The 23,242-nt window shown below is 66.4% G+C and carries 23 protein-coding genes; 8 read left to right on the top strand and 15 right to left on the bottom strand.

The window, feature by feature from the left end; genetic code table 11:
• The first annotated feature begins 3 nt into the window (after nt 1-3).
• Nucleotides 4-810 carry an SGNH/GDSL hydrolase family protein gene (locus QP552_RS13275; RefSeq protein ID WP_111111391.1) on the top strand — a complete coding sequence of 269 codons (807 nt, stop codon included), beginning with the start codon at nt 4-6 and terminating at the stop codon, nt 808-810.
• On the opposite strand, the gene QP552_RS13270 is transcribed toward QP552_RS13275, so the two are convergent.
• Nucleotides 758-1,627 carry a LysR family transcriptional regulator gene (locus QP552_RS13270; RefSeq protein ID WP_286073844.1) on the bottom strand — a complete coding sequence of 290 codons (870 nt, stop codon included), beginning with the start codon at nt 1,625-1,627 and terminating at the stop codon, nt 758-760. The genes QP552_RS13275 and QP552_RS13270 overlap by 53 nt on opposite strands.
• A gap of 105 nt (nt 1,628-1,732) precedes the next feature.
• On the opposite strand from QP552_RS13270, the gene QP552_RS13265 reads away from it, so the two are divergent.
• Nucleotides 1,733-2,866 carry an agmatine deiminase family protein gene (locus tag QP552_RS13265; protein ID WP_286073843.1) on the top strand — a complete coding sequence of 378 codons (1,134 nt, stop codon included), beginning with the start codon at nt 1,733-1,735 and terminating at the stop codon, nt 2,864-2,866.
• Between the two features lie 6 nt (nt 2,867-2,872).
• Here the strand turns inward: QP552_RS13265 and QP552_RS13260 are convergent, their stop codons facing one another.
• Nucleotides 2,873-3,418, bottom strand: a complete 546-nt coding sequence (locus tag QP552_RS13260; protein WP_049397600.1) for a thioesterase family protein — start codon at nt 3,416-3,418, stop codon at nt 2,873-2,875.
• Nucleotides 3,419-3,487: 69 nt separating this feature from the next.
• Here QP552_RS13260 and QP552_RS13255 point away from each other — a divergent pair, with 69 nt between their 5' ends.
• A complete protein-coding gene (locus QP552_RS13255) occupies nt 3,488-4,063 on the top strand; it encodes a TetR/AcrR family transcriptional regulator (RefSeq protein ID WP_286073842.1) in 576 nt (191 codons plus the stop codon).
• 34 nt (nt 4,064-4,097) lie between these two features.
• Here the strand turns inward: QP552_RS13255 and QP552_RS13250 are convergent, their stop codons facing one another.
• Nucleotides 4,098-4,442 (bottom strand): hypothetical protein, encoded by a 345-nt coding sequence (locus QP552_RS13250; protein ID WP_286073841.1) that lies wholly within the window; start codon nt 4,440-4,442, stop codon nt 4,098-4,100.
• A gap of 390 nt (nt 4,443-4,832) precedes the next feature.
• Between QP552_RS13250 and QP552_RS13245 the strand changes: the two genes are divergently transcribed.
• Genes QP552_RS13245 through QP552_RS13235 form a run of 3 tightly spaced genes read left to right on the top strand, consistent with a single transcriptional unit; the run spans nt 4,833 to nt 7,079 of the window.
• Nucleotides 4,833-5,678, top strand: a complete 846-nt coding sequence (locus tag QP552_RS13245) for an energy transducer TonB (RefSeq protein ID WP_286073840.1) — start codon at nt 4,833-4,835, stop codon at nt 5,676-5,678.
• On the top strand, nt 5,678-6,547 hold the full coding sequence (locus tag QP552_RS13240) for a hypothetical protein (protein WP_286073839.1): 870 nt from the start codon (nt 5,678-5,680) through the stop codon (nt 6,545-6,547). Before QP552_RS13245 ends, QP552_RS13240 begins: the two co-directional genes overlap by 1 nt.
• A 13-nt stretch (nt 6,548-6,560) precedes the next feature.
• A complete protein-coding gene (locus QP552_RS13235) occupies nt 6,561-7,079 on the top strand; it encodes a hypothetical protein (protein ID WP_111111398.1) in 519 nt (172 codons plus the stop codon).
• A 46-nt stretch (nt 7,080-7,125) separates the two neighbouring features.
• Here the strand turns inward: QP552_RS13235 and QP552_RS13230 are convergent, their stop codons facing one another.
• The 9 genes from QP552_RS13230 to hutI all read right to left on the bottom strand — a co-directional run bounded on the left by QP552_RS13230 (nt 7,126) and on the right by hutI (nt 18,805).
• The gene (locus QP552_RS13230; RefSeq protein ID WP_286073838.1) at nt 7,126-9,237 is read right to left on the bottom strand and encodes a TonB-dependent receptor; all 2,112 of its coding nucleotides are present in this window, start codon (nt 9,235-9,237) and stop codon (nt 7,126-7,128) included.
• Between the two features lie 118 nt (nt 9,238-9,355).
• On the bottom strand, nt 9,356-10,318 hold the full coding sequence (locus tag QP552_RS13225; protein ID WP_286073837.1) for a transposase: 963 nt from the start codon (nt 10,316-10,318) through the stop codon (nt 9,356-9,358).
• 266 nt (nt 10,319-10,584) lie between these two features.
• Nucleotides 10,585-12,021, bottom strand: coding sequence for a serine hydrolase domain-containing protein (locus QP552_RS13220; protein WP_286073836.1), 1,437 nt, complete (start codon nt 12,019-12,021; stop codon nt 10,585-10,587).
• A 273-nt stretch (nt 12,022-12,294) separates the two neighbouring features.
• On the bottom strand, nt 12,295-12,951 hold the full coding sequence (locus QP552_RS13215; RefSeq protein WP_143567601.1) for a hypothetical protein: 657 nt from the start codon (nt 12,949-12,951) through the stop codon (nt 12,295-12,297).
• 93 nt (nt 12,952-13,044) lie between these two features.
• A complete protein-coding gene (locus QP552_RS13210) occupies nt 13,045-13,266 on the bottom strand; it encodes a hypothetical protein (RefSeq protein ID WP_049443231.1) in 222 nt (73 codons plus the stop codon).
• 262 nt (nt 13,267-13,528) lie between these two features.
• Nucleotides 13,529-15,196, bottom strand: a complete 1,668-nt coding sequence (gene hutU / locus QP552_RS13205; protein ID WP_286073835.1) for a urocanate hydratase — start codon at nt 15,194-15,196, stop codon at nt 13,529-13,531.
• Entirely contained in the window at nt 15,193-16,047 is an 855-nt protein-coding gene (hutG, locus tag QP552_RS13200) for an N-formylglutamate deformylase (protein WP_286073834.1), read from the bottom strand. Before hutG ends, hutU begins: the two co-directional genes overlap by 4 nt.
• Complete coding sequence (gene hutH, locus QP552_RS13195) at nt 16,044-17,585, bottom strand: histidine ammonia-lyase (protein WP_286073833.1); 1,542 nt, start codon at nt 17,583-17,585, stop codon at nt 16,044-16,046. The genes hutG and hutH overlap by 4 nt, the downstream gene beginning before the upstream one ends.
• The gene (hutI, locus tag QP552_RS13190) at nt 17,582-18,805 is read right to left on the bottom strand and encodes an imidazolonepropionase (protein WP_286073832.1); all 1,224 of its coding nucleotides are present in this window, start codon (nt 18,803-18,805) and stop codon (nt 17,582-17,584) included. Before hutI ends, hutH begins: the two co-directional genes overlap by 4 nt.
• 67 nt (nt 18,806-18,872) lie before the next feature.
• On the opposite strand from hutI, the gene QP552_RS13185 reads away from it, so the two are divergent.
• Entirely contained in the window at nt 18,873-20,243 is a 1,371-nt protein-coding gene (locus QP552_RS13185; RefSeq protein ID WP_286073831.1) for a formimidoylglutamate deiminase, read from the top strand.
• A gap of 28 nt (nt 20,244-20,271) precedes the next feature.
• Complete coding sequence (gene hutC / locus QP552_RS13180) at nt 20,272-21,000, top strand: histidine utilization repressor (protein ID WP_286073830.1); 729 nt, start codon at nt 20,272-20,274, stop codon at nt 20,998-21,000.
• A gap of 88 nt (nt 21,001-21,088) precedes the next feature.
• On the opposite strand, the gene QP552_RS13175 is transcribed toward hutC, so the two are convergent.
• From QP552_RS13175 to QP552_RS13165, 3 genes are all read right to left on the bottom strand, one after another.
• The gene (locus tag QP552_RS13175) at nt 21,089-22,102 is read right to left on the bottom strand and encodes a restriction endonuclease (RefSeq protein ID WP_286073829.1); all 1,014 of its coding nucleotides are present in this window, start codon (nt 22,100-22,102) and stop codon (nt 21,089-21,091) included.
• A 237-nt stretch (nt 22,103-22,339) separates the two neighbouring features.
• Nucleotides 22,340-22,831, bottom strand: coding sequence for a phasin family protein (locus QP552_RS13170; protein WP_106549059.1), 492 nt, complete (start codon nt 22,829-22,831; stop codon nt 22,340-22,342).
• Between the two features lie 80 nt (nt 22,832-22,911).
• The gene (locus QP552_RS13165; protein WP_005417302.1) at nt 22,912-23,187 is read right to left on the bottom strand and encodes a polyhydroxyalkanoic acid system family protein; all 276 of its coding nucleotides are present in this window, start codon (nt 23,185-23,187) and stop codon (nt 22,912-22,914) included.
• Between the last annotated feature and the right edge of the window lie 55 nt (nt 23,188-23,242).

Genomic DNA, 23,242 nt, shown 5'->3' with positions numbered 1-23,242 from the left:
GACATGCGAAGTGCAACGCGCTGCAGCCTTCTGTTCGGCTTGCTTGTTGTCTGCACAAGTGTGGAGGCGGGTGAGGTTCCAGCGGTATCGGGACTGCTGGCCACGCCCGTCGAGCAACTCAGCCAGGACGAACTGCAGTACCTGCAGCGAACCGTTGCTGATTTCGGGCAACTGCAGCGCTATCGCGATGCCAACGCTCAGTTGCCTGCCGCAGTACCCGGGCAGGCTCGCGTAGTGTTCTTCGGCGATTCCATCACCGAAGGCTGGGGCAGGGAAGGCAGCCCTGGATTCTTCCCCGGCAAGGGGTGGCTCAATCGTGGCATCAGCGGCCAGACCACCGCGCAGATGCTGGTGCGTTTCCCGCAGGATGTACTGGCGTTGAGGCCGCAGGTGGTGGTGATCCTGGCCGGCACCAACGACATCGCCGGCAACACCGGCCCCTCCACGCAGGCGATGATCGAAGACAACCTGCACGCGATGGTGGACCTGGCCCTTGCACATGGCATCGCCGTGGTGCTGGCCTCTGTGCTGCCGGTGAGCGAGTACCCGTGGATGCCGGGCATCACGCCTGCGCCCAAGGTGCGCGCATTGAATACGGCGTTGAAGCACTACGCCGACGCGAAGCAGCTGGTCTATCTGGATTACTACATGCCGATGGCCAATGCCGCCGGCGGCCTCGATCCGCAGTTGGCCGAGGACGGCGTGCATCCCACCGCGAAGGGCTATGCGGTGATGGCGCCGCTGGCCGAGGCGGCGGTCAAGCGCGCGCTGGATCAGGCAGGCTCGCCAGCAGCCAGTCGCAGAAACTGATCACCAGCGGATCGGCAGCGCTGTCCTGGTGGACCAGCCAGCTCCAGCGCGGGCCGCGCACGCGCGCCTCATCCAGCGGTAGCAGCAGGCCTTGATCGCAGGCGCGAGCCGCCAGCAACTCGCTGACCAGGGCAATGCCCAGGCCCTGGCATGCAGCATCCAGCAACTGCCCGGGCTCCGAGAAATTCATGCCTTCGCGGTGCTGGCCGACATCCGCACCGCCTTGGACCTGCCATTGGCTCCAATCCATTTCGCGCTCGCCATGCAGGGTCAGGCGTTCATGCACGGGCGTGGCCAGCAGGTCGGGATGGCAGGCCGGAAAGAGGCGATCCTGCAGCAGCACGCGGTGCTGGCACTGCGCCTGTGAGTCCAGGTCGTCGCGTACCGCCACGTCCAGCGTCTGCGTGGTCATGTCCGGCGCGTCCTCGCTGGTCAGCAGCCACAGGTCGGCACCGGGATGCAGGCGATGGAACCCGGCCAGGCGTGGCACCAGCCAATGGCGGGCAAAGGCCGGGCTGGTGTTGACGATCAGTTGATTCGGCTTGCGGTACTGATCGAGCCGGCGGATACCACTGGCCAGCTGCCGCAGCAGTGCCTGCGTGGTTTCCAGCAGGTCGATGCCGGCGTCGGTGAGGGTGACGCTGCGGCCCTGCCGGAAAAACAACGGCTGCTGCAACGAGGCCTCCAGGCCACGGATCTGCTGGCTGATGGCCGATTGGGTCAGGTGCAGTTCCTCAGCCGCGCGGTGGAAGCTGCCCAGCCGCGCGGCGGCCTCGAAACCACGCAGGGCGTTCAGCGGTGGCCAGTGCTTGAGCATTACTGATAAGTAGAGCTGTTCAATTGTTGGCTGAATCTATCGTTTGTTCTTATGTTTCTGCAAGCGCAGCATGGTGTCCATCCCACACCGGCCATGGAGCCTGTCATGAACAGCCGTCGTCACTTCCTCACCCAACTGGCCGGCGCCGCTGGTCTTGGCGGCTTGGCCGCCCTCGGCCTGGCAGGGCTGCCGGGCCGCGTGGCTGCAGCGGGGCCGGGCGCGGGTATCTGGCGGATGCCCGACGAGCACGGCCCGCAGGAGCGCGTCTTCCTGGCCTTTGCTGCGCAACCGCGGGTCTGGGGTGCGCAGGCCGACGCGGTGAACACCGCCGTCGCCCGCTTGGCCCGCACCATCGCCCGCTACCAGCCGGTCAGCGTGCTGTGCCGCCCGGCGCAGCGGAAGCTGGCGCAGGATCGCTGCGGCCGCGACAACATCGAGTTCCTCGAGGTGCCGCTGGATGACATCTGGGTGCGCGACTACGGCGGCTGCTTCGTCACCGATGGCAAGGGCGGGCTGGGCCTGGTTGATTTCAACTTCAACGGCTGGGGTGGCAAGCAGAGCGCACGCAACGATGGTGCGGTGGCGCCGTGGCTGGCGCAGGTGACCGGTGCCACGCTGCTGGAAAGCGATCTGGTGGGCGAGGGCGGCGGCATCGAAGTCGATGGCCATGGCACGGCCATCCTTACCGAAAGCTGCTGGGTGAACCGCAATCGCAATCCTGACTGGTCGCGCGCGGATATCGAGGCCGAGCTGAAGCACCACCTCGGCCTGCGCAAGGTGATCTGGCTGCCCGGCATCGCCGGCGAGGACATCACCGACGCACACGTGGATTTCTATGCGCGCTTCGTGCGTCCGGGCGTGGTGATCGCCAACCTGGACAATGATCCGGAGTCCTACGATTACGACCTGACCCGCGAACATCTTCAGATCCTGCGCGGGGCCACCGATGCCGATGGTCGTCGCCTGCAGGTGCACACGCTGCCGCCGCCGCTGGACGGGCGCGACAACGTGCATACCCGCGACAACGACGACCTGGCGATGGGCTACATCAACTACCTGCCGATCAATGGTGCGGTGGTCGCGCCGCAGTTCGGTGACGACGCAGCCGATGGCTACTGCCGTGAACTGCTGGAGGAGCTGTACCCCGGCCGGGAAATCGAGCAGGTGGACATCGACGCGATTGCCGGCGGCGGTGGTGGCATCCATTGCGTGACCAAGAACATGCCGAGGGTCGGGTGACGCGTCTCAGGCGTCGTCCTGCTTCAACGCGGCATCGGCCGCCAGCAACGCCTCGGCGGCCGCACTGAGTGGCGGCGAGGGCGGGGCGACCACGCCGATCGCCTCCATCATCTTCGGCATGCCCAGGAACTGCCGCGCGCGGCGGTCGTAGATGCCGGTGACCAGCAGCGCACGCGTGGCGATCTTCTGCTCGGGCCCGATCAGCACGCGCTGCTCCATGATGCCGCGCGAGCCGACCCAGCCCACCAGGCGCGTTTCCAGGGTGAAGCGCTGGAACGGCTTCAGCTCGCGACGGAACTGGATGGTGCCGGCACCGACGATCGGTGCCCACTTCTCGCGCAGCGCCACGCGGCCCAGGCCCATGCGCAGGATCAGGTCCAGCCGGCCCAGGTCGAAGATGTTCCAGTAGCGGCCGTTGGTCATGTGCAGGTTGCTGTCCAGGTCGTTGGGCAGCACCCGGAACTGCAGGCGTGACACACCGAAGGGGGCTTCCAGCTTTGGCCGGAACAGGCTGCACAGCAGCAGGTGGAGCAGGCGGAACCAGAGATTCATGGCTATGACGACTGTTATAGAACGGCCGGTACGCTAATCTATGACGACTGTCTTAGCAAGGCGATCGCCGTGAGCCCACGACCCTCTGATGCCCCGCAACGGGTGATTGATGCCGCAGCACAGATGCTGGCGCGGGTAGGCCTCAATGCCACCAGCATCCGTGAGGTGACCAAGCTGGCCGAGGCGCCGCTGGGCTCGACCTACCACCACTTCCCGGGCGGCAAGCAGGAACTGCTGGCGCGCGCCACCTACATGGCCGGCGACAAGGTCGAGGCGCTTCTCGTCGAGCTGTTGAAGGGCGGGGCCGTGCTGGGCCTGCGGCAGTTCCTGGCAATGTGGCGCGAGCGCCTGCTGCGCTCCGGGTTCCGCGCGGGCTGTCCGGTGCTGGCCGCGGCAGTGGAAGAGCCGGTGGAAGCCGTGACCAGCCAGCCACGTGTTGCCGCTGCCGAAGTGTTCGCGCGCTGGCAGGGGCATCTCGCCGCAGCCTTCATTGCCGACGGCCACGATCCTGCGGCGGCGGATGGACTGGCCAGCCTGGTGATCGCCAGCGTGGAAGGCGCCGTGGCGATGTGCCGCGCACTGCAGGACATCGCCCCGTTCGACCAGGTCGCAGCGCAGTTGCTGAAGGCGACCGCGCCGCCCTGATCCGGCTATTCGTGTGCGGGAGACGCGCGGCAGGTCATCTGAAGATCACCAGGTAACCCCAGCCGAGCACGATGGGCAGGAAGGCTGCGACGGCCGACGCGCCCAACCAACGAAGGTAGCTGCGGGAGGCGGGCGCTCCCTGCCGCTTGAGGGCCCAGGCATTCGCCGGGAGCACCAGCAACGCCTGCACCGCAAAGGTGACCACGGCGGCAAGCCAGGCCACCAGGACGCCGAGGCAGCCATCGCTGAAGCAGCGGCTACCAAACCACGAACCCCAAGCGGCGAGGCCAATCATTGGAACGAACATCACGAGCGCGGTGGCGCGGGTGAACTGGGAGGCCTGCATGCCGTCGCGAATATTTTTCTGGTGGAGAATCATAGTCCAGCCGCCAGCGCGCGAGTACAAGACCGGCGCCAGTCCGGCCCGTGAGTGATGGACCCGCGGCCCCGTCGCGCTAGAATCCACCCACCACCGCCTACGCGTGCCCGGCAAGGACGTCCGCATGCAGTATCAGGTTTCTGAGCTCCCTGGCCGCGATGCCTCCCGTCTACGGGTGGCGGCATGAAGAACTCGCGCCATTTTTCCATCAGTGCATTGAAGCTGCCCAGGAGCCGTGGCGGTGAAGTCGTGCGTGCGGCTGGCCGCGCACGCAGGTGGCCCTGATCGTCGCGTTGACCGGCGCCTGCGCTGCCCGATGGCGGTAGTGCTGGACGGGTAGTACTGCAGTTCCGGGCGATTTCCCCTGTGCTTCACTTTTCCAGGATCTTCATGCGACAGCGCATTGCACCGAAACGCGTCCTGGCCACAACGGTCGTTCTATCGATGGTTGCAGTCTTAGCGCTGATGGCCAGCGTGCGCCCGCAGTGGCGGCAGGATGTCGGCCCGCCTCCGATCAATCTGGGAACGGCACGGATGCAGGCCGAGGTGATGGCAGAGCTCATCGACCTGCGACCGACACCACCAGGAAATCCGCCCGTACCACCGACTCCAATCAAGGCAGTCTCCTTCCCGATGCTGACCGGTAACAGTGGGTTCGCGACCGCGGCGGTGCCGCTGGAAGACGTCGAGCCAGCACACTTCGAGCCGCGCGGCTGGGAGCCCGACATGCCATTTGCCGTGATGGAATGGACTGCGCCTACCTGCGGTGAAGGAGATCCCGCCCCTGTCTGCCAGGTTCGTCACAGCGTCTTCGAGTGGCGCGATGATGACAGCGCGGCGTCCTTTCAACTTCAGCAGCATCTGGAGTCGATGCTGCAGGTTGTGAACCGTCGGGCTGTACGGGTACCCGACCTCGCGTTTGAGCTTGCACACGTGCGGGCGCAGCGGATGACGTGGGACGAGCTTCAGCAACGACGCGCGCGCGGTATCGAGGGATGCATGGGCGGACCGGGCAATCCGGATCTGGGCGTTGTCTATCTGCAGCGTCCTGTGTTCAGCCTGGACGGGAACTGGGCAATGGCATCGATCGCCTCGGATCTGTGCAGCGGCGGAACGGGTATGCGTGGCCTCTACCTTCTGCACCGCAGGAAGGGCGGATGGGAGCGCATTCGAGTGGAGCCTGTCCGCCATATGAGCTTTGGACACGGCCTGTGGCCCGCGTTGCCGGAGCCGTGATGACAGATACGTCTTTCAAGCCAGGCCGTGACTGCCAACAACGGATCGCCTGGCGGCGCATTGCATCGCTGGCGGCGGCGCTGTCGGCTTTGGCTCTCATGGCCGGGATCTGCAGCCTGCGCCCGAGGTGGCAGCAGGCGATCGGTCCGCCACCGGTCAACCTGGGAACGGCGCAGATGCAGGCTGAGGCGATGGCGCTGGCGATCCGGCAGAGGCCGCCATTTCCCCTTCCACCCGCATTGCCGCAGCCAACGCCAGTTCTGCCAACCTCGCTGAGCGCGGTGCCCAGCGCACCTCAGACGTCGTCCACGCGCGTCGATCGATGGTGCCCGCAGGAGCAGCCGCAGTTGACCGACCCGGTGGCGGAGGACATCTACGTGATGGAGCAGACCTTGCCCTATTGCTGGCCGGGCAGCAGTGCCTCCACCTGCCAGGAGGTGGACGATCTGGTCCTGCCGCTGGATGACCGGTGGCCGCCGGACATCCATGCGCTGCGGTTGCGGCTGCAGGCGGACCTGGTTCCCGCCAATCGCCGTCCCACGCCAGTGCCTGTGGCCGCATTGGCCGGTGCGCAGCGGATGGACAGCGCGGGGCTTCGAGCGCTGCGGGAGCAGGGATGCGGGGCAACGGAGCATGGGCCGACTCGGACATACGACCACTTCGCCTATCTGACCCGGCCCGTTTTCAGCGTCGATGGGCAGTGGGCTATGATCGCGGTCGCCTGGGATTCGTGTTCCGGCGATTTCGTCTACCGGGAGCTTGTCGTACTGCATCGCGAACAAGGACGCTGGATGGCCGAACCCCCGGAACGAGGTCTTGGCGGCGTATGGGACGGCCGCGTACTGCGGCCCTGGACGTACAACCACTGACGAGGAAGAGCGCATGGATGTCGCTGCACGCAGGAACAGGACGTTGTTTCGTTGGATCATGGTGACGCTGCTGGCAGTACTGATGCCGTTTGCAGCACTGGCGCAGCCTGCAGCCGGGCAGGCCGATACCGCCGAAGCCGCTACCGCCGCGGAGGAGGCCCAATGCCGCGCCTGCAGCTATGAGCGTATCGGGCACAAGGTCGATATCGGGCTGGTTGCACTGGTGTCGCTGCTGGTGGTGGGCCTGCTGATCGCGGCGTCGCGGGAATGGGGCACCACGTCGCAGCGCTGGACCTGCCGCACGCTGTCCCTGCTGCTGGTGGGTGTCGGTGCGGCGTTGCTGTGGTGGGCTGGCAGCGTCGTCTACCTGGGCTACAACCCGTGGCAGGAAATGGCCGCCCCCGTCGATGGCTCGCTCACCTCGACACTGCTCAATACCTCACCGAAGTGGCTGGCGGCGCTGGTGTTGATTGGTTTCGCGCCCTCCATCTGGAAGCGCAGCGAACGCCTGCCGGCCTGGCCTATCGGCTGACCCTGGAATGACGGCGCCGGATCACATCCGGCACCGCCTGAGGCGATCAGTCAAAGCGCCAGCGCACGCCGGCATAGACGCCACGGCCTTCGCCTGGCGTCGAGCGCGCGACATCCTTGCCGGCGTCGTCGTAGCCCGGCGTGACCGTGGCGGCATAGTGGCGGTTGCCGATGTTGCGCATCTCCGCCCACGCCTGCCAGCGGCCACCGGGTGCGTCGTAGCCGATGCGGCTGCCGAAGATCACATGGCTGTCGGCCCAGTAGCTGTTGGCGTAGTCCACTGCGATGCGCGAGGCGTATTCGGCGTTCAGTGCAGCATAGAGGCCGGAGGCGTGATCGAAACGCAGCTCGGCCTGGTAGCTGTGGCGCGGCAGGCCCGGCAGGCGGTTGCTGCCGAAGCGCGCGTCGTGGCGGTAACGGAAATCACTGAAGGTGTACGCTTGGCGCAAGGACAGGCGCCCCGGCGCGGCCTGCCACAGCGTGCTGTCCAAGCCGGCTTCGATGCCACGGTGCACGGTGGGGCTGGCGTTGTTCTCTGCGATGAACAGGTTCGGTACCGGTTGCAGCTCCACGCTCAGCAGCTCGTGGTTGATGTGCGCGTAGTAGCCGGTCAGTTCCCAGCGCCCCAGCACAGCGTCGCCGCGCGCACCCAGTTCCAGCGTGGTGGCGGTCTGGTTCTGCATCGGTACCGGCGCGCGCTGGCGGCCGGTGGAGGGGCCATTGCCCGGCCCGAAGTACTGGTTGGAACCCCAGATCATCGACCACGGATGCGGCGCCTCCACCGAGCGGCTGAGGTTGCCGAACCATTGCGTGTGCGGGCTGTACTGCCAGGTGAAGCCCAGCCGCGGCGCGTAGTCCCAGTCATGATCGCGCAGTCGACCGCCGCTGTTTGGCCAGGTCACCTGCACGTCGCGGCGGGTGTTGATCAGCGCCAGCCCGGTCTGCATGCGCAGGCGGTCGTTGAAGGTGAGGGTATTGCTGACGTGCAGCGTGCTGTCGGTGCCGTGGTGGCGGAAATCACGCGTGCGCGTGCCGGCGGCATAGCCGTTGCTGGCAAAGCGCAGCGACTCGCGCACGTCGGCGTCCAGGTCGTGGGTGACGCGCAGGCCGACGGTGGTTTCACTGTCCAGCCCGAACAGCCGGTGGCGGTGGCGATAGTCCAGCGTGGCGTTGAGGTTGGCGTAGTCCAGTTGCTGGCGGTACAGGCTCTCGTTCAAGTCCATCGGGTACTTGTGATAGACCAGCCCGGCCTGCAATGAGGAGTCCTCATCGATCTGCAGCGTGGTGACATTGCCCACCCAGGTGCTGCCGGGTTGCGGGCGGCGCGCATCGATGGCCAGGTTGGCTGCGTTCGCCGCGTGCGGGTCATTGCGGATCTGGTCGCGGGTCAGGCGTCCGGGTGTTTCGTGGTTGGTTTCGCGATAGCGCACGAAGAAGCGCGTCTGCAGGTCGGGCGTGATCTGCCAGCCGATGTTCGCCATCGCACCTTTACCGTCGCCGCGCGCATGGCGCTGGTAGCCGTCGAATTCGGTATCGGTGTAGGCCAGGAAGTAATCGACGTCGCCGCTGACACCGCCCCAGCTGAGACCGCGCTTCTGGTAGCCACGGCTGCCGGCCTCGTAATGCAATTGCACGCCAGCCGAATCACGGCCGTTGCGGCTGACGTAATCGATGGCACCGCCGAGTGCCAGCGCGCCACGTTCGAAACCATTGGCCCCGCGCAGCACCTCCACGCGCGACAGCCACAGCGGTTCCAGCAGTTCGTAGGGCGTGCCGCCGGGTCCGGTCAGCGGCAGACCGTCGATCGACACGGCGATGCCCGAGGCATGCGCGCCCGGCCCGCGATTGATGCCCGAGCCGCGGATGGACACCTTGGTGCCCTCGTTGCCCGGCGACTGCGCGCTGATACCGGGCTGGTAGGCCAGCACATCGGCGCTGCTGGACAGGCGGCTGCCGGCCTTGGCCACGTCGATGACGTTGCTGGCGCCGGGCACGCGCTTCAGCGCCTCGCGCGCCTGCGCACTGGCATCGGCGGCAGCGGTGACCCGTACGGCATCGAGGGTGGTGGCCTGCGGGGCGGCGGCGGCGGTGGAAGCCAGGCCGAGGGAAACAGCCAGGAACAGCAGGGACGGGGTGGGGCGGTGAGACGGGAGCGACATACGGAATGCTGTAAACCACGAAAGTGGCGCGCAAGTTAACAGGTCGCGGACGGTACGTCACCCATCACCGGCGTATGGGGGCTGGTGCGCCTGTAGAGCCGAGATCCTATGTTCGCGGTCAAGCCCGCTGGAAGCAGGCTTGACCCACTTTCAGCATGGCTGGATCGAAATCCCGACCACTTTTGAAGACGCCCCACGCAATCTTGGCCAGCTTTCTGGCCAGGATGTTGAAGCTGGCGGTGCTGCTATGGCCGCGCTCGCGGATGGCGGTGTAAAGAGGTTTGCCCCCTTTCGAGCGGGTCAGGCCCATGGCTGCCATGTAAAGAATCTGGCGCAGGCTGGCGCTGCCACGCTTGGACAGACGCCGTCTGCCGATGCGGGCGCCGGACTCGTTGGGTCGCGGATCCAGGCCGGTGCAGGCAATCCAGGCATCTGCGCTGGCCAAGGGCCAGCGTGTGATGTGATGGGTGATGAAGGCGGCCACCGTCGGTCCGATCCCCGGGATGGTCATGATCCGCCGATACAGGTCGCACTGTTCACCCGTGCGGCACAGCTGCTGGATCTGCTGGTCCAGCGAGGCGATGGCCTCTTTCAGAGCGCTGAAAATATGCGCGAAGCTGGCAGACCGTGGTGCATCCGGACCCAGCGATAGAGTGAGCTTCGCCTTGCTCCGGACCAGGCTGTCACGTTGCTGGAGCAGTACATGCAGCCGCTCCTGCGCAGGCGAACGGGCGACATGCTCGTGCAGATTGTCGGCCTCCTTCGCGATGTAGCGCGCGATAACCTGTGCGTCGCCAGAGTCGGTCTTGCCGCGGCAAGCCACCCCTTTGGCGTAATGCTTGATGTCGCGCGGATTAAGCACAAAGACGGCGTGGCCGGCCTTCTGGGCAGATTGAGCCACAAGCTCATGGTAGCGATTGGTCGCCTCCACCCCAATGCGAGACCTGGTCGGCAGGCCAGACAGCCACCTATCGATGGCCGATGCTGAATTGGCGATTCGAGTGCTGCCCTTGGTGCCATGGCGTGCCACCACAAGGCTCTTTGAGTCGGCATCGATACCGACAGCCAAACGATCTGACATCTGCGCAACTCCCAGCTATTGTTGAGGGGCTGGGGTGGTACCGCACCACGTTGGCTTGCCTACATCGGCGGTCCTCAAAGGCCGCTAGATCCTTTATCGACGTTAAGGTGCGGGATGGGGATCGCTCGGCTCGTCTGTCGGCTGGTACCCGCAGATATCATGTTGACGGTCCCTCCACCCTGGTTCCTACATACCTCGTAGGAGCCGGGAGGAACATACAAGCCCATGCTCGGCTGCTTTTTACGGAGCCGAGCATCGGCTCGGCTCTACAAAGACGGTTTCGCCAGCGCCTTCGCCTTCGCGTACAGCGCCTTTGCAGTCTCGGCATCACCCAGCGCGGCATGGCACTCGGCCAGGCTGTCCCAGACGTTGGCCGAATCCGGATACAGCTCGGTGTTGAGCGTGAACACCTTCAACGCCCTGCGTGCACCAAGGTTCTCGCGGATGGCATAGCCATCGGCATTGATCGCACGCTCCAGTTCATCGGTCGCAATGCCGCTGCTGTCGCGCAACCATGCGCGCAGGGCTGGTGCAGCGCCCGCATCATCATCCAGCGCATAGGCAATCAAGCGTTCGGACAACACCGCATGCGGGAATTCCTTCGGCGCGGCCACCGCCATCGTGCTTTCCACCAGCGTGCTCGACCACACATTGCGCGCACTGCCATTGGTCAGGTACACGAACACCCAGTAGCCACTGTCCAGGGTGTCCTTGTAGGCCAGCCGCGCACGTACGCGGGTGCCGCCATCGTGGCCGACCTGGGTGTAGCCGTCACTGCGCACAGTATCCCAACCGGTGGAGTAGTAATTGCGGCCGCCGCCGCTCAGCGTCTGCGGCTGCCAGAGCTTTTCCAGGGTGGCCGTGCGCAGCAGCTTGCCGGTGGCCAGCGCCTGCAGGAAGCGGTTCATGTCGCCTACGGTGGTCTGCAGGTCGGCATGGCCCCAGCCGTAGTGCGGCCACGGATCTTCGTTGGCCGGCTGCAAGGTGCCGTCCTTGCCGATGTAGGCCACCGCCGCACGCTGCGCCGGCACGCTGGCCACGCCCCACGAGGTGCTGGCCATCTTCAGCGGCCGCAGGATGCGCTCGCGCGCGATGGCCGGGAAGGGCTTGCGATAGTGCGCTTCCAGCAACGCCGTCAGCACCAGGTAGTTGGCCTGCGTGTACTGCACACGGCTGCCGGTGGCGAACTGCATCGGCGCGGCCGCGGCGACCTTCAGGGCTGCCGCAAGATCCGGCGCGACGCCACTGTAGCCCTTGCTGATCCAACGGTTGTCGACACGGTCGTAGTACTCGCCGATGCCCGAACTGTGGTTGAGGAAGTCGCGCACCGGGATCGTCCGCCAGGCAGCCGGCAGGTCCGGCACATAGCGGCTGGCCGCTGCATCCAGATCCACCTTGCCCTGGTCGACCAACTGCATCACCAGCGTGCTGGTCAGCAGCTTGGCCATCGACTGCGCTGTGAAAATGGAATCGATGGTAGCCGGCGCGTGGGTGGCCGGGTCACGCTCGCCGCTGGCGCCCTGGTAGAGCACATGGCCGTTGTGGGCGACCAGCACCGCTTGCCCGGCGATGCCGTAGCGCTCGCGGTTGGTCTGCAGTTGGGCTTCGAGCTGTGAAGAGAGGCCGACGGGAAGCCCACGCGCAGAAGCGGGTGGAGCAGCGAACAGGGCGCAGAGCAATGCAGCAGCAAGGGTGCGGTACATCGCGGTGATCCGTCAGCGGAGATGGCGCATGTTGGTCACGGCTGCAGGTGGGGTCAAGCGGGCCCTGTTCGATGGATCACGCATGCATGAGCGGATGGGCTTCGTGCCACACGGGATCATGCGGGTATGCCCGGATAGAAGGCGTGGCGGCAGTCGAGCGTTGCACGCAGGTCCGTAGCGGTCATGAAAGGCGTGCTGTGCGTGGTTTCCTGTATTTCCTGATGGCGGTGATGCCGGCCGGTGGCCGACACCCTATCGATTGTGGCTGAGGCCTTACCTGGGGCTCTTGTCCATGAGCCAGCCACGGCCATAGCAGTTGCGCATGAACCCGCGGGTCGGACAGCGCTCCTCCAGGGTGTTGCTCAGCAGCTCGATGAGGCGCGGCAACGGGGTCGGGCCAATGAAGTTCATATCGCCGAGCTTGGTAACGGTCCACATCTGGTCCTTGCTGAGCTCAATCGTGCCAAGCAGCGGGCGTTCGCCGTCGCCTGGTCCGGACAGATTCATCACCAGGTAGCTTTGCTTTCTCTCGTCCACCAGTCCGTGGTAAGTCAGCACGTACCGATCGGGGTACTTTTCAATTACGCCTCGCTTCCACTCAGCGAACGCGGCGTAATACTCCTTGTAGCCGATGGGTGCATCAGGCGTGAAGGATTCCATTTTTGCGTCGAAGCCGCGGGTAGTGAGTGACGCAAACAGGGCTTGTGCAAGGATGCTGCAACGCTGCCTGAGATCAGGGAAGTAGGGAGTGCGGCGACGCCCATCCGGCGAGGGCAGTGCGCAGGAACCCTCATTGTTCGCATCCAGAATAACGAGCGGGCTGATCCGGGTCTCGTATGGGAGCTTTGTGCTGATCTGGTTTGCTGCGCTCGCAGGCCCGGTGACCGCAATGCAGGTGGCGACAAGTAGCAGACGTTGAAGAACGCTCATTGGAGAGAACATCTCGATGGTGCAGAACGGGATTCAGACGAAGTCCTGGCACTGAGACTCCGTCGCAGGGCGATGTGGCAATCCGCGATCGATCTACTTGATCTTCACATCCTTGCCCTGGTCCTGCATCAGCTCGGCAAACCTGGCCCAGCTCAGCCGCTTCTTGTTCACCGAATTGCCTGCGGGCACCCATTCGATGTTGCCTTTGCTGATCAGGGCGGTACCGAGCAGCTTTCCATCTTTCCTGACGGCAAGTTCGACGTCCTTGTGCAGTACGAACTTGGTGGCAAGATCCATGGTGATTTCGTGAGCCATACAGTGGATTCCTTTCAGCAGAAGAGTTCATCAGAAAGGAATGAGCCCACAGGGGCGCTGGCCCGAGTAAACAGGCCGGAGGGCAACATTCCTTGTTGATCTCCGGTAACGGCAGGGCACCGCGCAACTTTAGGTGCGATGCCACTGAAGCTGGCGCAAGCCTCTTCCATGGCATGCACGCCGGCGGATCGGGGACACTGCCGCGCATTGCCCTGATGGCACCGGATGATGTGCGTGCCGGCCGCTGGCCGGCAACCCCGTATTAGCCCAGAATTCCCGGCAGGTCCAGCCCCTTCTCCTTCGCGCATTCCACCGCGATCTCATAACCCGCATCGGCATGGCGCATCACGCCGGTGGCCGGGTCGTTCCACAGTACGCGGCCAATCCGCTTCGCCGCTGCCTCGGTGCCGTCGCACACGATCACCATGCCGGCGTGCTGCGAGAAGCCCATGCCGACGCCGCCACCGTGGTGCAGCGACACCCAGGTCGCGCCGCTGGCGGTGTTGAGCAGGGCATTCAGCAACGGCCAGTCGGAGACCGCATCGGAGCCATCGGCCATCGCCTCGGTTTCGCGGTTCGGCGAGGCGACGCTGCCGCTGTCCAGATGGTCGCGACCGATCACCACCGGCGCCTTCAGTTCACCGTTGGCGACCATCTCGTTGAAGGCCAGGCCCAGTCGATCACGATCACCCAGGCCGACCCAGCAGATGCGTGCCGGCAGGCCCTGGAACTTGATCTTCTCGGCGGCCATGTCCAGCCAGCGGTGCAGGTGCGGGTTGTCCGGAATGAGTTCCTTCACCTTGGCATCGGTCTTGGCGATGTCTTCCGGATCACCGCTCAGTGCCGCCCAGCGGAACGGGCCGATGCCACGGCAGAACAGCGGGCGGATGTAGGCCGGCACGAAACCGGGGAAGTCGAACGCGTTTTCTACGCCTTCTTCCAGCGCCATCTGCCGCAGGTTGTTGCCGTAATCAACGGTGGGCACGCCCAGTGCGTGGAAGCCGAGCATGGCGCGGATGTGGTTGGCCATCGAAGCGCGCGCTGCCTTTTCCACTTCCTTCGGTGCAGAGACACGTTTCTCGTCCCATTGCTCGACGGTCCAGCCCTGCGGCAGGTAGCCGTTCACCGGGTCGTGCGCGGAGGTCTGGTCGGTCAGCAGGTCCGGCTTCACGCCGCGCTTGAGCAATTCGGCCAGCACGTCGGCCACATTGCCCAGCAGGCCTACCGACTTCGGGGTGCCGGCCTTGCACGACTCCTCGATCAGGCGCAGCGCTTCGTCCAGGTTGTCGGTCCAGGTGTCCAGGTAGCCGGTGCGCAGGCGCATGTCGATGCTGCTCTTGCGGCACTCGACGGCCAGGCAGGAAGCGCCGGCCATCACTGCGGCCAGCGGCTGTGCGCCACCCATGCCGCCGAGGCCACCGGTGAACAGCCACTTGCCGGTCAGGTCGCCGCCGAAGTGCTGGCGACCCATTTCCACGAAGGTCTCGTAGGTGCCCTGCACGATGCCCTGCGCGCCGATGTAGATCCAGCTGCCGGCGGTCATCTGGCCGTACATGGCCAGGCCCTTCTTGTCCAGCTCGTTGAAGTGGTCCCAGTTGGCCCAGCGCGGCACCAGGTTGGAATTGGCGATCAGCACGCGCGGTGCATCGGCGTGGGTGCGGAACACGCCTACCGGCTTGCCCGACTGCACCAGCAGGGTCTGGTCGTCGTCCAGGCGCTTGAGCGTTTCGACGATGGCGTCGAAGCTCTCCCAGTCACGCGCGGCGCGGCCGATGCCGCCGTACACCACCAGTTCCTGCGGCCGCTCGGCCACGTCCGGGTGCAGGTTGTTCATCAGCATGCGCAGCGGCGCTTCGGTCAGCCAGCTCTTGGCGTTGAGCGTGGTGCCGGTCGGCGCGGCGATGGTGCGGGACGGGTCGTTGCGGGTCATGCGGCGCTCCGGTTCGTAGCGAATTCAAGGCAGGCGTTGAGCACCTGCGCCAGGGTGTGGCGCAGCGGTGCGGCGTGGTCGGGGTCGAGCGGGGTGGGCCAGCTGTGCTCGTCCACCTGGTCGGGCAACGGTTCGTGCATGTAGCCGCGGCAGGCCAGCTCCATCTGCAGGCTGTGCACGCCGCCGGCGACGTTGCTGTAGTGGCGGGTGATCCAGCCGCCCTTGAAGCGGCCGTTGCGCACCTGGCTCATGCCGCTGATCTTCAGCAGGTTCTCCACCACGTCGCTCAAGGCGTTGTCGCAGGAGGTGTCTGGTGCGCCGGACGGGCCGGCGGTACCGAGGTTGAACTGCGGCAGCTCGCCCTCGAACAGGTGCGGAATGTGTGAGCGGATCGAGTGCGCGTCGTACACCACCACGGTGCCGTGGCGTGCACGCAGGCGGGTGATCTGCGAAGCCAGCGCATCGTGGTAGGGCAGGAAATACGTGTCGCGGCGACGCGCGATCTCGGCGTCATCCGGCTCGCATCCAGCGTGATAGAGCGGCTGGTTGTCGAAGGTGGTCAGCGGGCACAGGCCGGTGGTGTTCTGGCCCGGGTACAGCGAGACCCCGCTGGGGTCACGGTTGAGGTCGATCACCGAACGCGAGATCGCCGAGCGCACCGTGGTCGCGCCCATGCCACGCACGAAGTCGTACAGCTCGTGCACCCACCAGTCGGCGTCGCGACGGGCCAGCCACGGCGAGTGGTAGTCGCCGATCAGGTCGTGCGGCAGTTCGCTGCCGGTATGCGGGAAGCTGACGATCAACGGGGCATCGCCTTCATGCACCGTCAGCCATTCGGGATGTGCGTTCATGCCTGCGGTTCCACGGTCGGCAAGAGGTCGGTCAGGCCACGTGCCAGCGCGCCGCTGCGCACCAGGTTGGTGGCGGTCACCATGTCCGGGTGGAAGTAGCGGTCTTCTTCCAGCGTCGGCACCTGGGCACGCAGGGTGGCGCGCACGGTTTCCAGCGCGGCGCTGGAGCGCAGCGGGGCATGGAAATCACAGCCCTGCGCGGCGGCCAGCAGCTCGATGCCGATCACGTTGGCGGCGTTCTCGGCCATCTGCATCAGGCGACGCGCACCGTGCGCGGCCATCGACACATGGTCTTCCTGGTTGGCCGAGGTCGGGATCGAATCGACGCTGGCCGGGTAGGCGCGCTGCTTGTTTTCCGAGACCAGCGCGGCGGCAGTCACCTGCGGAATCATGAAGCCGGAATTCAGGCCGGGGCGCGGGGTCAGGAACGCCGGCAGGCCGGACAGCGCCGGGTCGACCAGCATCGCCAGGCGGCGCTCGCTGATCGAGCCGATCTCGCACACGGCCATCGCCAGCATGTCAGCAGCGAAGGCCACCGGCTCGGCGTGGAAGTTGCCGCCGGACAGGGCTTCGCCGGTTTCGGTGAACACCAGCGGATTGTCGGACACGCCGTTGGCTTCAATTTCCAGCGTGGTAGCGGCCTGGCGCAGGATGTCCAGCGCCGCGCCCATCACCTGTGGCTGGCAGCGCAGGCAGTACGGGTCCTGCACGCGCACATCGTTGTCGCGGTGCGATTCGCGGATGTCCGAACCCTGCATCAGGGTGCGCAGCGTGGCGGCGGTTGCTATCTGCCCGCGTTGGCCACGGATGGCATGGATGCGCGGGTCGAACGGGGTGTCCGAGCCCTTGGCCGCTTCCACCGACAGTGCTCCGGTCACCAGGGCAGCCTGGAACACGGTCTCGATCTCGAACAGGCCGGCCAGCGCATAGGCGGTGGAGAACTGGGTGCCGTTGAGCAGCGCCAGGCCTTCCTTCGCGCCCAGTTCGATAGGCTGCAGGCCGGCACGCGCCAGTGCGTCGGTTGCGGGCAGGCGTTGGTCACCAATGAACGCTTCGCCCACGCCCAGCATCACGCTGGCCAGATGCGAGAGCGGCGCGAGGTCGCCGGAGGCGCCGACCGAACCCTGCGCCGGCACCACCGGCAGCACGCCCTTGACCAGCATCGCTTCGAGCAGCAGCAGGGTTTCCTCGCGGATACCCGAAGCGCCCTGCGCAAGGCTGACCAGCTTCAGCGCCATCATCAGCCGAACCACGCTGGCCGGCATCGGCTCGCCCACGCCGGCAGCGTGCGAGAGCACGATATTGCGCTGCAGAGTGGCCAGGTCTTCGCGCTCGATGCGCACGCTGGCCAGCTTGCCGAAGCCGGTGTTGATGCCATACACCGGCGCGCCCTTGGCGACGATGGCAGCAACGGCTGCGGCGCTGGCGCGCACCACCGGCAGCGCGGCCGGGTCCAGCGACAGCGGCGCACCGCGATAGACCTGCCGCCACTGGGCGAGAGTGACATGGCCGGGGCGAAGAACCAGGGTGTTGCTCATGTGTTGCTCCAGGAGGCAGGCAGGTCGGGCTGCCCGCGCATCACGCGCGCGTGCAGCGGGTTGAATCCAATGCGATAGACCAGATCGGCGGGGGCGTCGATGTCCCAGATCGCCAGGTCGCAGTCCATGCCGACAGCGAGGCGGCCGATGCGCTCGCCATGGCCCAGCGCGCGCGCCGCTTCACGGGTGAAGCCGGCGATGCACTCGTCCACGGTCAGGCGGAACAGGGTGGCGCCCATGTTCATCGCCAGCAGCGGGCTGGTCAGCGGCGAGGTGCCCGGGTTGCTGTCGGTGGCCAGTGCCAGCGGCACGCCGGCCGCGCGCAATGCAGCGATCGGGGGCAGGGTGGTATCGCGGGTGAAATAGAACGCGCCCGGCAGCAGCACGGCGACGGTGCCGGCGGCGGCCATCGCGGCGATGCCGGTGTCATCCAGATGTTCGATATGGTCGGCGGAGAGCGCACCGAAGCCGGCCGCCAGTTCTGCGCCGTGCTGGTTGCTCAGCTGTTCGGCGTGGATCTTCACCGCCAGCCCGTTCGTACGCGCTGCCTCGAACACCTGTCGCGCCTGCGCCGGGGAAAACGCGATGTTCTCGCAAAACACGTCCACCGCTTCGGCCAGGCCTTCGGCAGCAATGGCCGGAATCATCACGTTGCACACCTCGTCGGTGTATTCCTGCGCTTCGCGGCCCGGCGGAATCGCGTGCGCGCCGAGGAAGGTGGTGACCACATTGACCCGGCATTCCTCGCCCAGTGCGCGCGCGACCTGCAGCTGCTTGCGCTCGTCGGCCAGGGTCAGGCCGTAGCCGGACTTGATCTCGATCGTGGTCACGCCTTCGGCGCGCATCGCCAGCAGGCGTGGCCGGCTCTCGTTGGCCAGCTGCTCGGGCGTGGCAGCGCGGGTGGCGCGCACGGTGGAGACGATGCCACCGCCGGCGCGGGCGATCTCGGCATAGCTGACGCCCTGCAGGCGCTGCTCGAATTCGTTGGCGCGGTTGCCGGCGTAGACCAGGTGGGTGTGGCAGTCGATCAGGCCCGGCGAGATCCAGCGACCTTCACCGTCGATGCGGGTGGTCGGCTGCAGGTGCGCATCGCTGCCAGCAGTGCCGACGTGGACGATGCGCCCGTCCGCGCAGGCCAGTACGCCATCGCGGATGACACCCAGGCCCTTGCCGTCGAGGGTGATCAGGTGAACGTTGGACCAGAGGGTATCGACGTGCATGGCATCCACAACGCGGCTGTGCTTATATGTCTATACAATATAGGCGTCCATTTCGGGTTGTCCAGCCATGTCCGATTCGCGTTCCCAGCTCAGTTTCCATGCCACCCACGCCTTGCTGGCCCAGGGCTGGGCCCGCGATGTCCGGCTGCAGGTCCAGGACGGCCGCATCACGGCGATCAGCACGGGGCAGGGCGCGCGGGACGGTGACACCCGCGTCGGCATCCTGGTGCCGGGCCTGCCCAACCTGCACAGCCACGCGTTCCAGCGCGGCATGGCCGGCCTGACCGAGATCGGCGGCGGCGACGGTGACAGCTTCTGGAGCTGGCGTGAGCTGATGTACCGCTTCCTGGCCCACCTGCGCCCCGACGCGGTGCAGGCCATCGCCGCCCAGGCCTACATGGAAATGCTGGAAAGCGGCTTCACCCGCGTCGGCGAGTTCCATTACCTGCATCACGATGCCGACGGCCAGCCGTATGCCGATCGCGCCGAGATGAGCGCGCGCATCGCTGCCGCCGCCGATCAGACCGGCATCGGCCTGACCCTGCTGCCGGTGTTCTATGCGCATGCCGATTTCGGTGGCGCGCCGCCGAATCCGGCGCAGCGCCGCCTGATCCATGATGTCGAGGGCTTCGCGCAGCTGCTGGACGCGGCGAAGCCGGCGTTGGCCGCGCTGCCCGACGCGGTGCTCGGCATCGCCCCGCACAGCCTGCGCGCGGTCACCGGCGAGGAACTGGGCGCGCTGCTGCCGCTCACCGATGGCCCGGTGCACATCCATATCGCCGAGCAGGTGCGCGAAGTCGAGGCCTGCCTGTCCTGGAGCGGCCAGCGCCCGGTGCAGTGGCTGTACAACCATGCGCCGGTGGATGCGCGCTGGTGCCTGGTGCACGCCACCCACATCACCGATGACGAGCGCGCGGCCATCGTGGCCAGCGGTGCCGTGGCCGGGCTGTGCCCGATCACCGAGGCGAACCTGGGCGACGGCCTGTTCCCGATGCAGGCTTTCGCACGTGAGGGCGGGCGCTTCGGCGTCGGCTCCGATTCAAATGTGCTGATCGATGCTGCCGAAGAGCTGCGCCTGCTCGAATACGGCCAGCGCCTGACCCTGCGCGGGCGCAACGTGCTGGCCCCGGATGCCCGCCGCAGCACCGGTCGTTTCCTGTTTGAAGGTGCACTGCACGGCGGCGCGCAGGCGCTGGGCGTGGCCGCCGGGCTGCAGGTCGGCGCCAGCGCCGATCTGGTTGAACTGGACGCCGCGCACCCGGCGTTGCAGGCGCGGCAGGATGACGCATGGCTTGACAGCTGGGTGTTCGCCGCACGTAATGGCGCGCTGCGATCGGTCTGGCGGCATGGCCGCCAGTGCGTGGCCGAGGGCCGCCACCTGCAGCGCGAGGCGATCACCACCGCCTTCGCCGCCGCCCTGAAGGGCGTGCTGGGCTGATCGCCTCCCGCCACCGAGACCCCATTACGTGAAGGCCAGCAAGTCCGCCACGCTCAACCAGCGTATCCGCAGCGATCTGGAAAGCCGCATCCTCAGCGGGGAGTGGGCGCCGGGCTTCCGTATTCCCTACGAGCACGAGCTGATGGAACAGTACGGCTGCTCGCGGATGACGGTGAACAAGGTGCTGACCGCGCTGGCCGAGAGCGGCATGATCGAGCGCCGCCGTCGTGCGGGTTCGTTCGTAGCGCGGCAGCCGCCGCACCTGGAGCAGGTGGCGCTGGAAATTCCGGATATCGCCATGGAGGTCGGCTCGCGCGGCCACCTGTACGGCTACCGGCTGCTGCAGCGCGAGCTGCGCCTGGCCGAAAGCAGCAATGCCGGTGAGGTGGAGCTGGCCGGCCAGCAGCAGCTGCTGGCGATGCGCTGCCTGCATCTGGCCGATGGCCGTCCGTTGGCACTTGAGCATCGACTGATCAGCCCGGTGGGCGTGCCCGAGGTGCTGGAGGTCGATTTCAACACCACCGCGCCGGGCAGCTGGCTGCTGCAGAACGTGTCGTGGACCCGTGCCCAGCACCGCATCAGTGCATGGGGCGCGGACACCGCCACGGCCAAGCTGCTGGAGGTGAAGCCGGGCACCGCCTGCCTGGTGATCGAGCGCCTGACCTGGCGCGGCGAACAGCCGATCACCCGCGTGCGGCAGGTGTTCCTGGGGGATGCCTGGGACCTGGTGGCGCGCTTCGCGCCGGGCGCGCGATAGGGATTCCATCCACGCATGGCGTGGATCTACCAAAGACTCGTGCATCGGAATTCAGTAGATCCACGCCATGCGTGGATGTTGGTCCCGATCAATACGTGGCGCATTGCCGCCAGCGTACCGGCTCATTCACGCCGGGGCGGGCATTGAGCTGGATGCGCACGTTGCGCAGCGCGGGATAGCGCAGCACTTCCTCGCACACGCGTGGCCACACGGCTTCCAGTTCACCGGTGCGGTTGATCGCCAGGGTCTGCCGGGTCAGCCAGACACCGCTGGCGATACCAGGCTTGCCGGCCAGGGCGCGGGCCAGATCGGCCTGGAAGCGCTCCAGGGTGGCCGCGTCCGGATTGGGATTGCTGCGTTCATCGGTGGCCGCCGCCGTCGGCGAGGGCGCCGCAGTGATGGGCGGTGCAGCCTCGCTCGCTTCGGGTGCTGCGTCGGCTGCGGGGGCGTCCGCTGGCAACGGGGCAGTCTCCACCGGCGCTGCGGCAACGGGCGCGGTGTCCTCCACATGCAGGCCCTGCAGGCCGAGCCCGACCAGCAGGCCCAGCGTCACCGAACCCAGCGCGGCGATAGCGATGCGGCGCAGCGCTTCATGCCGGGCACGGGTGCGCACGCGCGATTCGATGTCCGCCGGCAGGTAGGGTTGCAGCAACGGCCACAGGCGGGGGCCATCAAGGACTTCCACCGCCTGCTTCTCGGCGGCGCTGCGGCCATCGCGTTCGATCCGGCCTTCGGTCAGCAGCACGCCACCCTTGGCGCCGGCCAGGCGCGCGGCGGCGCCCAGCTCGTTCACCGCGGCGGTACCAATGCGATAGGCCAGGCCGTGCTTGCACGACACCAGCCAGGTGTTGGGGCCATCGCTGAGCAGGAAGTCGCTGCTGGGCTCGCGTGATTCTTCGGTGGTATCGCTGAGTTCACGCAGGCCGCGCTGTTCGCGCAGCATGCGCTTGACCAGCACCGAGAACTCGCGCCAATGCATGCCGGCCAGCGCCTGCAGGCCCAGTTGCATCTCCTTCTGCCGCCGCTTGATCCACCACAGATAGACAACGGCCAGGGAACAGGTAAGCAGGGCCGACAGCAGGGCCAGGATCCAAGGAAGCATGCAGGAGGTGCGCGGAAGGGGCGAATGCGGAAGACGACAGTGTAAAGGTCGCACTATCCGGCTGGGTCAGGACGTTCCTGACAGGAAGCGTGATGGAACGCTCAGATCGGCATACGGCAGGCACGAAAAACCCGCCAATCCTGAAGCCGTGAGGGGAGGGAACAAACGGCAGCCGAAGCGATTGGCGGGTTGCTCGCGATTGTCAAACAAAATTTATTGCATTGCAACAATCGATGTTCAGGGCACGCTGTCCGGCGACTGATGGCTGCCCGGTGCGGGGGCATCGGCGCCCGAGGCCGCACGGTTTTCCAGCTTGGCCAGCCGCGCGTGCAGGGCATCGATACGGGCTTCCAGCGCGGTCACCTCGTCGGCAGTGGGCACGTGCAGGCGCTTGAGCACGCCCTGCACCTGGTCATCGAAGGCCTTTTCGACCTTGTTCCAGGTGCCGGAGGCCTTCTCGCGGGCCTCATCCAGTGAGGTTTCCACGTTGTCGCGCCAGCCCGGACCCTGTTCGCCATTGCGTTCACGGCGGCGGGCTTCCCAGGCTTCGCCTTCCTTCACCAGGCCATCGAAGAAGCGGCTGCCCTCGGCCTGTGCGCGGCCCAAGGCCCCCAGGCCAGCCAGCCAGACCTGCTGGGCCGAGTCGCTGAGCTTGCGCGAGAAGCGCTCGGCCTGGTCACCGAACGAGGCGTCGTCGTTGCGGCGGTCATCGTTTTCGTACTGGTTCATCGCACTTCCCGTGGGAGTTGGGCCTGGCCCGAGAGTAGCGCGCGTTGGCGTTGCACGGCCGTGACGGCCGGCGCCGGGGTTCAGCCCAGCTTTTCCTTCAGCACGCGCTGGATCTCGCCTTCCACCATGCCTTTCATCGCCGACAGCAGGAAGCCCAGCTTGGCGGTCACGCGCACGGCGCCCGGCTGCAGCTCGATCGCACCATCCACGCCGCTGCCGGAAAAGTTCAGCACGTCGGCGGTCCAGGACGACTTCAGGCCGAAGCGCTCGGACAGCTTGGCGGCGACCTGTTCGATCGCGGCGCGTGCCTGTGCGTCGGGCAGGGCGTGGGCGTGGCGGACATCGATGGTGGACATGCAGGCTCCTGGCGCAGGGCGGGGATGATCAATGAGGGCGAGCATTGTGCGCATC

Origin of the sequence: Stenotrophomonas sp. 59, assembly GCF_030291095.1 — a bacterium.
Lineage (GTDB): Bacteria > Pseudomonadota > Gammaproteobacteria > Xanthomonadales > Xanthomonadaceae > Stenotrophomonas > Stenotrophomonas maltophilia_Q.
The sequence above is the reverse complement of the archived record's forward strand: the minus strand, read 5'-3'. Positions and strand labels throughout refer to the sequence as shown.